1 protein-coding gene is annotated in these 13,685 nt (G+C 69.0%); it reads right to left on the bottom strand.

Annotated elements, in window-relative coordinates:
• Positions 1-3 precede the first annotated feature (3 nt).
• The gene (locus tag YQ44_RS27280; protein WP_071326043.1) at positions 4-13,656 is read right to left on the bottom strand and encodes a filamentous haemagglutinin family protein; all 13,653 of its coding nucleotides are present in this window, start codon (positions 13,654-13,656) and stop codon (positions 4-6) included.
• Between the last annotated feature and the right edge of the window lie 29 nt (positions 13,657-13,685).

Here is a 13,685-nt window from a genome sequence, read left to right as displayed (position 1 = left end):
AACTCACGGCTGCAGGCCGCGCCGCTCGTTTGGCGTCAGCGCCTGCAGCTGCGGCGGCGTCAGCGGACCCGCGCCCAGCACCTGCACCACGCCGGCCGGCTGGTAGGCGGATGCCTGCGGTTCGCCGCCCTGCAGCTTGCCGGCACCGCCCTCGTCCGCCTGCTCGTTGCCAAAGCCCAGCACCTTCACCGTGAACAGCGACGGCAGCGCCTGGCGCGTGGCGGCCCGTTCGCGCTGCAGCACCTCCTGCGCCGCGCCCACGGCCTGCGTGGCGGCCGCGCTGGCATTGCTGAGCGCGCCCACGTTCACGGCAGCGATCACCGGCATGCCCGTGGACTTGCCCTGCACCTGGATGTTTTCCGCATTCACCACCTGCAGGGCCGCCAGGTTGACGTTGCCCGAGACGCGGATGCCCGCCTCGCCCGCGTCGATGCTGCCCAGCGGGGCGATCAGGTCGATGTCGCCGGGCGGCACCTCCGGGATCGGGTTCAGGGTGGCGATGCCGGCACCCGTGCTTGGCGTGCTCGGCGACAGGCTGACGAGGCCGATGCTGTCGTAGTTACGGCGCTGCGGCGTGTAGACAACGGTGGACTTGGTGCCGCGGCCCGCATTGATGTCGCCCGTGGCCGACCAGGCCAGGATGTTGCCGCCGAAAGTGGTGAAGATGCGGCTCTGGCCCAGCAGGATGCTGTCTCTCGCATACATCTGGATCTCGCCCGCCCCCTGCGTCAGCACGCCCGAGCCTTCGCCCGGCGCATAGCCGCCATCGACGCCGATCAGCGCGCGGCCGCCCGGCACCGCGATGCCGATATCGCCGCCGAAATCCGTGTGGATGCCGGCATCGTTGACGATCACGTGCGGCACGTTGACGACCGGACGCCCCGCCTCGGCCCACTCCTGCGGACTCAGGTAGCGCACGCCCGCGACCGGCCGCTTGGTATAAATGCCGTCGTAGTCATTGACCGTATACAGCGCGCTGCTGAACATCGTCAGGTCGCCCTTGTACTCGATCTTCTTGCCCGCCTTGTCCTGGGAGGGAAACAGGGTGGCGATGGCTTCGCGGCCGCGCAGGTAGCTGCCGCGGCGCATGCCGTCCGGATCGTTGTATTCGCGCCCGGCCGCCTTCAGTTCGGCAAAGTAGACATTGCTCAGGTACACCTGCTGCTGTTCCTTCGGCAAGGCGGCAAAGAAGCTGCGCGCATCGGTGGCCGGGTCGTAGCGGATGCCCAGGCCGCTGTCGCCGCCAAAGCGCGTCGTCAGCCAGTTCACCAGGTGCAGCTGGCTGACCAGCGCGTATTCGCGCGCCAGGTCGCGCCGCACGCCGCCCGTTTGCGCGCCGGCCTTCTCCAGTTCCGCCTGTTTCGTGCCGAGGAAGGCGGAAGCGCCCGCCTCGTCGCCGCCATAGCCGAACTGGCCGCGCAGCCAGTCGGCCAGGGTCAGCTTGCCGCCGTAGACGTACACGGCGCTGCCGGCCTGGTCGGCCAGCGGGCGGCCCGGGTCGGCCAGCTTGGCCGGGTCCAGGTAACGCGCCGCGAAGGCCGCATAGTCGGGGCCATTGCGGCCCACGCCGGCGGCCACGCTGATGCCGGCGCCATTGCCGCGCTGGCCGGGACCGGTGCCGACGATGGAACCGAGGCTGCGCAATTCGGCCTTGTCGGCCATGTACAGGTCGCGCCCGGCGCTCACGCTGAGCTGGCCGGGACCCGCCACATAGAAGGTGCTGTAGCGGATATCGCGCCCGGCGCTGACGACGGAGATGTCATCGGCATGGCGGTGCACGAACAGATTGCCGCGCGCCGACGAGCTGCCGGTGACGACCGGCTTGTCCGGATAGTCCGGCCGGCCGACAAAGCCCTGGCTGGTCCATCCGGCCGCGCCGTCCGGCACGTCTTCGACGCTGCCGAGCGGCGTGCCCGAATTGACGATGTCGCGCCCGGCGCGCACGGCCACGGCGCCACCGCCCTCGTACCACACACCCAGCGGACCCGCTTCTCCCTTCAGCGTAGCCCGGTACACGATGCCGCCCGTGCGCAGGCCGACGATGTCGCCGCTGTTGGCATAGAAATGCGCGGGCAGCTGGCCCACGGGCACATAGTCCGACACCGTCGGTGCCGTCATGCTGAACAGCGGATAGGTCTGTGCATCGCCGCCGGCGCCATTGGCATTCCCGGCAAACGACTTCAACGGCGAAGGCGCCAGCGCATTCGTGCTGACGTTATGCAAGGGCAACAGGCCGAACCAGACCTTGTCCAGCGCCCCGACGAAGCCCGGATTGAACGGGTTCGGCAAGAGGCGCGGGTCGGCGCCCGATGGCGTGATCGGATAGCCGGCCGCATGGATGGAATCGGCGGCCAGCATTTCCAGCTGGCCCGTGCCCGTCTTGACGAATTGCGGCGCCACCGGCGACGGCGCCAGGATCACGCCGTTTTGCGGCATGTCGACCTTGCCGCCCTCGCCCAACCTGCCCAGGCTGGCATTGCCGTAGTACAAGCTGCCGCTGGCAGCCACGGCGCGCAGCACGGACGGCATGACGAAACGTCCGTCCGAGGGCGCATGGTTGTTGCCCGTCAGCGTATTGATCCAGGCGGACGTCGGCGTCAGGTTGCCGCCGGCGCTGAACAGGTCGATGGCCGTGGCCGGCGTCCACAGCGAGAACCAGCTCCAGCCCTCGCCGGCGCGCTCGACGCCCTGGTAGTTGAACGGCGAACCGTTGCCCAGCTGCTTGACGCGGCCCGCATCGGCCGTGCCGCCCAGCACCAGGTCGCCGCGCGCATCGATGCGCACGCCGCTGTCGCCCGGCACCAGGATCGGGCCGCCGCTGGCAATCGCCGTGCCCGCCGTATAGGTTTCATACGGCCGCGATTCCTTCGGATCGGCACGGTCGAAACGCAGCTCGACGCCGCCCACGGCGCCCGCCTCCATGCGCAGCGCGCCGCGCAGGTTCGTGAAGGTGCTGTTGAGCGTGGGATACTGGCGCTCGAAGCGCGTATCGGCATTCGAGGCATCGCTGTTGCGGTCGAAACTGCGCACCTCGGCAACAGGGTTGAGCCCGCCGCCGATGCGGATGTCGAGGTCGCCGCCGCCCGTCAGCAGCAGCTTGCCGTCCGGCGTCACCCTGCCCGTGCTGCCCACGGCCACGTTCAGGCCCTGGCTGCGCGGCTCGTACTCGCCGCCCGGATCCGCGCGCGAGGTCAGCATGCCGGCATCGCCGCCCGCCTGCAGCAGGACATTGCCGCCACCCAGGGTGCCGATGCCCGTAAAGCCCGACACGGCCGGCTGGCCGGCATACAGCTCGCTGCCGTCGGGACGCGCGACATAGGTGCCGAAGTTGATCCACCATGCCGTCGGCACGCCCGCGCCCGTGCTGCCGCTGCCCTGGCGCCACAGCCAGGTGCCGATGTCGCTGGTATCCTGCTGCCGGCTCAGGACGCCGATGGCGTCCTCGCGGCGCTGCGTGGCGGTGCCCACGGTATCGCCCTTGACGTCGCCCTGGGCGCGCAGCAGCAGGTTGCCGCCGTGCTCCGGATACCAGGCGCGGTACAGGCTCTCGCTGCCGCCATCGACGAAGCGCGTCAGCTTGTTGTCCAGGGTGCCGAGCAACTGGCCCTTGGCATTGACGCCGCGCGGCAGGTTGAACAGATCCTTGCCATCGACCAGCGGCGAGGCCGACTGCGTGCCCGCCGTGTAGACGCCGTACAGCGAACGCATGTCGAAATCGCCGGCGGCCAGCAGGTCGAGATCGCCCGTGCCCGTGCGCAGCACGCTGAACAGGGGCTGGCGCGCCGGCTCCACGGTGGTCACCGTCTCGGGTGGCGTGCCGTCGGCAATCTTGACCACCAGATTGGCGTAGTATTCCAGCATGAATTGCTCGCCACCCCAGTCATCGACGTTGACCTCGCCTTCCGGAAATCCCATCTCGATGGCTTCTGCGCTGTAGATATATTTGCCCGGCAAGCCCGTGCCCGGCTTGATCGACGTCCTTTCCCCCATGCCGTAATGCGTATCGGCCAGCATCAGATGCGCGTCCTTCGCATGCGGCCGCAGCGCGCGCGTGTCGGCCGCGGCCGTATCGGCGCCACCCACCAGGCGCAGCGACCACGCTTGCGAACCCTGGGCCAGCATGGGCGCCAGCGCCAGGTTGCGGCCCTGGCCACCGGTGCCGCCCACTGGGCGCAGCGCCACCATGGCCGCGTCGTCAGGCAGCTTGACCATGGTGCCGGCGGGCAGCACGCTGCCCTTGTCCAGCGCCAGCGCGGAAGCCAGCACCACGCCGTTGACGGGATTCCATTCATCGCCCAGGTCCCACGGCTTGCCTTCCGGGAAGGGCAAGGCCACATTCGCGGGCCACACCATGGCCGCCACCTTGGCCGCGCCAGGCAGGCGCAGGCCGGGATCGAGCTGCATGCCGCTCGATAAGGTCAGCGCCTTCTGCAAGACCGTGCCGGCCGCGTACAGCACGCTGCCATCGACGTTGCGCACAGCGCCGCCCAGCACGCTACCGGCCGGCAAGTTCAACTCCGCCGTCAAGGTGGCGCGCGCCGCCAGCAAGGTGCCGCCGCGCAACTGCATCGGCTTCATCGGCACGGCGAAATTGAGGCTCGTGCCCGATTTGAAATACGTGTCCTCGGCCAGGGTCACCAGGCCCCCTTGCGGCACGACGACATCGCCGCCCCACGGCAGGCGGCCCTTCACCAGTTGCCAGCCCTGGTCGTCCGACGTGACGGGCAAGCTGCGGGTATCGAAGCCATCCGTGATACTGCCAAAGACGCTGAGCTTGCCGCCGGCGCGCACGACCAGCGCGCCCGCTTCGCCCGAGCCGTACACGCCGCTCAGGCGCGCCAGCGGATTGACGCCGTCGTAGCGGTGGCCGGACAGGTCGATGTCGCCATCGATATGCAGGTCGCCGTCCGCCGTGGCGCTGACGATCTCGACGCCGGGACGCAAATGGAAGGCGTTGGCGTCGCCGCGCAAGCCGCGCAGCTTGCTGTTCATCAAGTTGCCGTTCGCCAGCGCGTGTCGCATGAAATCCTGGCTGTCCGCGTGCTTCTCGTCCAGGTAAGCCTGGTCGATGCTCTGGTAGTTGCGGCCGTCCGCATCCTTGCCGGCGCCGGCCGGTGCATCCTTGTATTGCCAGAAGGCGTTCACGTGGATGTTGCGCGCACCGGCGATGTTCAGCGCGCCGGCCGCATCGATGTCGATATCGTCGCCCGTGGCGCCGCCCAGGCGGCGCGCGTTCAAGTCGATGCTGCCGTAGTTGCCGCCTTGCGCTGCCTCGCCGCTGCGCAGGTCGAACCGCGCGCCGCCTTCCAGGGTCAGGCGTCCGCCAGCCGACGCGAGTTCGATCACGGCGCGGTTCGGCGCCTCGATCGCCTGTCCGTAGCTGTCCGTGCGCAGCACCGTGCCATGCGCGTCGAGCACGGCGCCGGACTGGATGGTGACGCCGTCGCGGCCGGCCAGGCGGATGCTGCCCACCTGTTCGCCGCTGGCGTCGATGCGGCCGTTCACCGTCAGCGCGCCGCCATCGACGGACACGCTCACTTCGCGCGCCTTGACCTCGTCGCCGATAACCAGGTCGCCCTGCTTGAGCTGGAAGCTGCGGCTGCCGTACACCTTGCCCGTGTTCATGCGCTGGTTCAGGCCGGCGAAGTCGCCGATCCGCTGGGCGCGGATCTCCACGCCGCCGGCCGCGTACGGCACCAGGGTGCCGCCCGCGTCATAACGGCCGCTGGCGCCGCCCAGCAAGCTGCCGCGCAAGTCGGCCGTGCCCGCCGCGTCGCCCGTGGCGATCACGCTCAGCTTGCCGGCGCGGTTGTTCACGGCCGACAGGTCGATCACGGAGGCGGCCGCCTGGCGCACGTCGCCTGCGCGGCTGTCGAGGATCACGTCGCCGCCCCAGCTGTATTTGCTGGTGTCGTAGAAATCGATCTTGCGACCCGCCAGGTCCAGCTTGGCCTTGTCGCCCAGCAGCACATCGCGCTCGGCCGACAGCGTCAATTTTCCGCTTGGCAAGACCACCGACGTATCCACGCTGACATTGTTGCCGCTGAGTGCCACTTCGGCGCCCAGGGCGCCGGCCAGCGCCGCATTCGTCGGCGTGGCGGCGGCAGCGCCTGCCGGCGCGCTCACCTTCAGGTCGCCGCCCGCCGTGATGCGGTTGATGGAACCGGCCGCGCCCGTCAGCAGCGGCGTGTTGATCACGACGTCGCCGCCGCTGTAGCGGTAGCCATTGATGGCTGTGTCCCACGCGCCCTGCGACTGGTAGACGGACAGGCTGCCCTTGTTGTTCGCCGTGACCTGCTCGCTGGCGTTCAGCGCCACCTGGCCGAAGCCCAGTATCAAACGGTCGAGGTTATGGATGGTGTCGGGACGGCTGTCCGGCGTGAAGCCGAACTCGATGCGCTTGGCATCGACCTGCAGGCGGCCGCTGCCCGTGCCGGGGCCCGCCGTGACGACGGCGCCGGGCGCATTCGTCGCCCCCTGCCACACGAGGGTGTCCGTGTGGATGCGCGCCAGCGCATCCGCGCCGCCATAGCCGTAGATGGCGGGCGTATTGAGCACCAGGCGCGACAGCGACGACTTGCCCGTGGCCGCATCGATGGTCGACAGCTGCGTCGAGTCATAGAAGTTGAAGGAATTGCGCGCCGTCAAGCCCAGGCTTTCCAGTGCCGGTGCGCCCGTGCTGGTATCGCCGCGCAGCAGGCGGTCGAGCACGCCCTGGTTCAGCGCCAGGCCATCGGGCAGGGCGCCACGGGCGCTGGCGTCCGCCAGCGAGGCTTCGCTGCCGATATTGATCGAGCCCATCGCCAGCACCAGGTTGCGCGTGCCGTAGCGCACGTTGTCGCGCAGGGTAAACGCGCGCTCCGTCACGGCGGCGATGGTGCCTTCCGAATACAGCGCGGTGCTGCCGCCGCAAACGCCATTGACCTTGGCGCAGGCGCCGATGTCGATGATGCCGGGGCCATACGATTCGGACGGCGCGCGCGCGGCCGGCAGCATGTCCAGCCAGCCGTTCGAGACGGCCAGCACGCTGCCCATCGGCTGGTAGACATAGCCGTCGCGCGAGTCCCAGGCCGCCTTGCCACGGCCCAGCGTATTGATGCCGGAACCCTGCTCGAGGATGATGCCGTCGTTTTTTTTCGTCGTCACCAGGAACACTTCGGCCGCCTTCAGCACGGCGCCGTCGCGCAGCACGATGCCGCCCGCCGATTCGTTGATGGCAGCGATATTCGCACGCTGGTTGCTGCCCGTGGCGAAATCGCTGTAAGTCACGCGCGGCAAGCCGCCGATGCCCACGCGCTGGGCGCCAAAGGCGTTGATCTGCGAAGCGTGCACGGAGACGCCATCGAAGTCGGCCAGCGCCGACGTGCCGTCGGCCAGCACTTGATAGCGGGTCGACGCATGGCCGCCCGTCCCCAGCAGCAGGGAGCCGCCAAAGCCGCCCTCGGCCGGCGCGTACAGGGCGCTGCCATCCATCATCAATGGCGTATGGTTATCCTCGACGCCGTGCAGGGACGGGGCGATCAGCTGCAGCCGCACGGCCTTGGCGTCGCGTTCGAGCATGGCGCGCGGCACGCCGTCGCGCGTGGCTTGCGCCATGGCAAAGGCGGCATAGCCCGTTTCATTGTATTGCGAATAGCTGCGCAGCACGTCGGCCGGCGTCAGGATGACCTGGCCCGGCACGGCGTCGCGGATGGCCGTGCCGGCGATGCCCGTCTGCGCCGCCGTGGCATACGAACCGTTGCGCATGGCCACGGTGCCGCCCGCCTCGACGGCGCCGGCCAGGCCATTCAATTCCACACGGAAAGCGCCCGGCAGCAGGGCGAAATTCGATGGCAGCAGCGTGTAGGTGCCGGCCGCCAGGCCGGGCACGCCCGCGCCTATGGTGATCTGGCGTCCCACGGCCGGCTTGCCCGCGCCCTGCTCGGCCATCAGCGGCGCCACGTCCGGCTGCACGCCGGGAATGATGGCGTACACGGGGTTGGTACTCAGGCCGGGCAAGGTGAAGCCGCCGTTCGGCTTCATCTGCACCAGCGGATTGAGGCGCGCATCGGTGGAGCCGCCCCGTCCTGCCAGGAAGGCCGCGCCCGTCAAGGTGCCGCCGCCCGACAGGTCGAGCACGGCGCCGGCTTGCACATCGACGGCGGCGCCCGTCAAGGCGATCTCGGGGCCGTTGCCCACGCCCTTGAACACGACGTCGTTGCCGTCATACAGGTAGCTGAGGCCATCGAGCGTGCCGCCGTACGGCATGGTCAAGCCTTTCGCACTGACGGAGGTGATACTGCCCGGCAGCAGGTTGACATGGCCCGTATAGGCTTCATAGCCTTCGGCGCCCAAGTTGATCTGCCCCAGCGGTGCGCGCAGCACGCCGCGCTGGTTGATCGTGGGCGCAACCAGGCTCAGACTGCCAAAGACGGAAAAAGGTTGATTCGGCGTCGCGCTGCCGGCGCTGCGCTCGATATTCAGGGTGCGCAGCGGATCGAGCGTGACGCGCACGATGCCGTATTCGTCGACGCGGCTGCTCTGGCCCACGGTGACCATGCCGCTGTCGCCCATGGCCGGGTAGATTTGCGCCGCGGCCAGGGTGGCATTGCCCGGCTGGTACAGGGCGGCGTTGTTCGACAGGCGCATATCGCCACGGCTGTTGAGGGTCAGCTGTTCGAAGGCATCGCGTTCGACCGCCAGCGGCTTGCCGCTGCTCTGCACGATCTCGCCGCGCGTGCCCATGTTGACCTCGCCCACGAGATCGAACATGCCCGCGTCGATCTGCAGCAGGGAAGCGTCGGCCACCAGCGGCACGCCCAGCATGCCGCGCCCTTTGCCCAGGTTTTTCGACCCCTTGACGGCATTGGGCACGATGAAGTTATCCTTTTGCGCGCGCGTGGCCGTTCCCAGCCGCACATACGGCGCCGCCAGGTGCACCTGGCTGGCAAGGCTGTGCAGCTTCTCCTGGCCATCCGCCTCCGGCTGCTGCGGCTGCTGCGCCAGGCCCAGCGACGTGGCGCTCAGGCGCAGGCTCTGGCCCAGCGCCAGGTTGACGTCGCCATCCATGCTGAGCATGCCGTTGACATGCAGCGCCAGGTTGTCGAAACCGCCGGCCTGCACGCGGTCGGCTCCCAGGCGCGCACTGCCGTAACGCAAGGCCTCGTCCTGCTGGCCGGCGCGCAAGTCGGCCGGCAAGGCGCTGTCGCCCTGTACCTGGGCCAGCACGAATTCGCGCGGCACCCGCACCACATTGTCGACGGCGCCACCTTGCAGCGTCTGGCGGTCCACCTGGCCATAATTGGGCGCATCCAGCGCCAGCGCCAGGGTGCCGCCGGCCGCGCCGGCGCCACCGGCCGCCGCGCGCAACGTGCCGTCGGCAAAGATGCCGTTATACGAACTGAGCGAAATCAAACCGCCGCTGCCGGCCACGTTGACGGCGCCCTGGTTCGGCAAGTCGAGGGTGGCGGCCGCGCCGCTGGCGTCGAGCAGGGCGCCCGGACGCACGACGACAAAGGCGTCGGCCGCGTCGACGCTGGCGGCGTCGGCCTTGTAGCGGGCGCCGATTTCGATGCTGCCGCCCTTGTCGGCGCGGCCATAGCGGCCGCCGCGCATGTCGGTGGCGACGGTGGCGCGGCCGGCCACGTCGAGCACGGCATGCTCGCCGATCCAGATCGAGGTGGCTTGTCCCTTGCCGTTCGGCACATCCGCATCGCTGCCCGTGCCAAACGTCCCCGGCAGCACGGCGATCTTGCCGCCCCAGGCGTCGAGCCGGCCGTCGATGCTGACCTGGCCATTGCCCGTCAGGCCGATCTGGCGGCCCGGATCGACCTTGATGACGGCGCCTTCCTGCACCGCCAGGCTCCCCTTCACGTACGGGCTGCCGGCCGTCAGCGCCAGGTCGGCGCCGGCACGCTGCGTCAAACGGCCCTTGCGCGCATCTTCCTGGTACAGCTCCGGCGTCCACACTTCCAGCGCGGCGCCCGGATCGGTGCCGCCCGCCACCGTATGGCCGGTGGCGGGATTGAAGCGCAGCACGGGCATCGTGACGTCGATATGCGCATCCTTCACCACCACGACGCCGTCGCGGCCCGTGACGGCGTAGTCGGCAAAGCCGCTCTGGAACAGGCTGGCATCGAGCGCCAGCAAGGGCTGGACGGCAACGTCGCGTCCCAGCGCGATACCGGACGGCAGCAGCTGGCCACGCGGCGCGACCAGCGCTTCGGCAGCGATGCTGCCGGCCGCATACTGCGTCGTCATCGGCAGGATGGGCAAGCCGTTCGGGAAGGCCACCGCCGAGACGACGAAGCCGGCATTCAAGCCGTTGATCGACGTCAACACGCTACCGGCGGGAACGATGCTGCCGCTGCCGAGATACGTCGTGCCGTTGACAACGACCTGCGCGCCCTGCGGCACCACCATGGCGGCCCCCAGGACCAGCGGTTTCTGCGCCGACACGTCCACCGTCACGGCTTGGCTCAAGGTCTGGCCCGGCTTGATGAGGCTGGTGCTGAGCGCGAAATCGAAGGGGATCTTCTCGCCCTTGGCAATCGGGAATGCATCGACGAGGCGCAGGCCGACGGGGGCGCTGGCGCCCGCCTGCAGCACGTCGCCGCCGTCGAACAGCTTGCCGCCGAGGCTGACGGCGACGCCGCTGTCGATCACCAGGCGACCGCCGCCCTTCACGCCATGGCCGCGCAGCTCGCCATCGAGCTTGAGTAAGGCGCCCGTCGGCGTTTTTTCGCGCGGCAAATCGACGGCCAGGGTGATGTCGCCGCCACGGCCGCCCTGCAGGCTGCCATTGCTCATCAGGGCGGCGCCGGACGAAACGTCGATGACGCTGCCACCGGCGAGTTCGATGCCGCCGGAGCTCTTCAGGCTGACCTTGCCGCCATTCACATACGGCAAACCGCTGCTGGCGGCCGGGTCCAGTTCCAGGTTGCTCCACACGCCGCGCGCGTCGAGGCGCACGCCGGGCGCCACGCGCACGCCGGCCGGGCCCGCTGGGCGGCTGTCCGGCGACACGGGCACATCCATCCACACGGCGCCCGCGTTGGCCAGGTAGCGCGACACCATATTGCCGGCAGAGATGCTGCCGCTGCGCGCACTGACGTTGGCCTTGATGGCCACGTCGGTGGCGTGCAGGGCGATGTCGCCGCCATCGGCCACGCGCACGTCGGCGTTGACGTCGAGCTTGTCGTAGGCATGGATAGTCAGCGCGCCCAGTTCCAGCCCGTTGAGCCAGTCCGCGTCGAGCTGCAGGCTGGCGCGGCGCGCGGCCGGCAAGGCCTCGTCCAGCAGCTGGCCATCGGCGATGGCGGCCACCTTGCCGATCTCGACCTTTTCCAGCACGGCTTGCGGGCTGTCGCGCAACTGGCCCGTCTTCGTATCGAAGACGGGCGTCATTTTGCCGACGATCAATTGACCGGCGCGTGCCGCCGATGTCTGCGCCTGCCGGTAGCCATCCATGCCTTCATCGCGCTTGCGCTGCTGGCGCTCACCCTGGAACACGGCCGTGTCGATATCGCCTTCCAGCACGGCCGCGCCCGTGGAAACGATCAGACGGCCCGCATCGCGGCCCACCGTATAGCCGTTTTCCAAGCGTTCGCGCGGGCCGATCAAGGCATTCGCATGGGTTTCCGTCGTGTTCGCGCCCCAGCGCGCATGCGTGCTTTCATGGCCGCGATACAAGCCCGTGTACAGATTGTCGCCGGGGGCAGTGCTCAGTTTGTACATCGCGCCATCGGCGCCCTTCAGCCACGTCTGCTTGACCATGCCCGTCTGCACATCCAGCGAACCGCCGGCGATATTGATGCGCGAACCGGCCTGCGTCACGACTTCGCCGCCGCCGAAGGCCACGGTGCCGCCCTGGGCCGCCCATTCGCCGATGCCGTGGCCGCTCGTATTGAGGTAGCCGCTCACTTCCAGCAAGCCGCCGGCCGTGTACCAGCGGTCCGTGGCATAGCCGTTGGTGCCGGCCGGCACCAGCACCAGGTCGCGGCGGTCGACCCACACATCGCTGTTGTTCAGGTACTTGGCGTCGCGGCTGCCGGGCGCGTCGCGCTGCTCGTTGCCCTGCACGTTGATCAGCACATTGTTGCTGCTCATGGCGACCTTCACGCCGACGGCGCCGGAAACGTCGATGGCGGCGTCGCGCGCCACATGGCTGCGGCGGGCCGCATCGACCAGCACCTGGCCGCCCGTGGCCAGGGTCAGCGAATCGCCTTCGAACTCGACGTTGCCAGCCGAAGCGATGCGCACCAGCGACTGGTCGCGCCGGTCCGCGATGCCTTCCGTGCTCTTGCCCGCATCTTTCAGCAGGGCATCGCGCTGCACGTCGAGCGCCGTGGCGCCGTTGTCGTCGATGACGATGGCGCTGACGCTGCCGCGCGCCAGGGTGACGTCGGCGTTCTCGCCCGCCGCCGCCAGGTGGATGGTGCCGCGTCCGTTGACATTCGTGCTCGACAGCAATACGCCATCCTGGCGCACGCGATTGCCGCTCAGCGTGATGTCGCCGCTGGCCGACTCGATCACGCCGTTGTTGACGACGGTGCCGGCGCTGCTGCCGGCCGTGCGCAGCATCTCGACTTCATTGCCGCGCGTGCTCGAATACTGGTTCTTGTCCGTGCCCATGCCCTGGCGCACGACGATGGCGTCGCCGGCCGCTAGGGTCGTCTGGCCATTCGGCGTGGTGATGGCGCCCGCATTCTCGACGGCACGCCCGGCCAGCAGCACATAGCCGCCGCCTTCCGTCACCGTTTGCGGCTTGCGCGTGTCGATGCGCGCGCCGGCGGCGACGACAACATCGGCATCGGCCTTGCCATGCGTAAAGGCATTCTGGCCCAGCACCAGGTCATTCGCGAAGGTCGGCACGGCGCCCGCGCCCTGCGCCTTGCCGTACAGGCCGCTCTTGAACTGGCTGTCGCTCATGCCCATGGCGGCGGCGGCCAGGTTGCGCGTATCGACCTGGCTGCTGCCCGTAAACACGATGCCATTGCGGTTGACGATCATCACCGTGCCGTCGGCCTTGATCTGGCCCTGGATCTGGCTCGGGCGCGCCAGCGGATCATTGACGCGGTTCAATACGGACCAGTTCGATTTCTGCTCGAATTGCAAGGTGGTGTTCTTGCCGACGTTAAAGCTTTCCCAGTTCAGTATCGCCTTGTCGTCCGTCTGCACGACCTTCACGACGCTCTTGCCGTCGGCCTGGGTCTGCACGGGCGCCTGGGCATTGAGCCAGCCCGCCGTCAGGCTGTTGCTGTCGACCTGCAAGCCGCCCTTGACCAGGCCGTCCGGTGCGCCGCCGGCCGCCAGCGCGGCCTGGCGCGCGGCGGCCTGCACCGCCTGCTCGGCGGCGATGCCGCGCGCAGCCAGCAAGAGGTTGTTCAACGATTGCTGCAGCTTGCCTTCCGCCTTCTGCTGCTGGGCCTGGGGATTGTTCAGCAAGGCGGCCGGCTGGCTATTCGGCAAGCGTCCCGTGACGGTGGCCGCGCCCTGCTGCGCACCCTTGCCGGCGAACCAGGCGCCGCTGAACGGCTGCTGCGCCTGCGCGCCGCCGGCCTGCAGCAGCATGGCGATCGCCAGTGCCAGCGGTTTCAATCGCACCGGGTGCTGCTTCTGGCGGTCCGCCGTGGCGGAGGAGGATGCGTGTTTCGTGACCGACTTGCTTCGCTGCATGGCGACATTCCCTTTTCATGTTCCGTTGC

Source organism: Janthinobacterium sp. 1_2014MBL_MicDiv (genome assembly GCF_001865675.1).
Taxonomy (GTDB): domain Bacteria; phylum Pseudomonadota; class Gammaproteobacteria; order Burkholderiales; family Burkholderiaceae_D; genus Janthinobacterium.
Note: the sequence above shows the minus strand (reverse complement) of the source record. Positions and strands in the feature narration are given on the sequence as shown.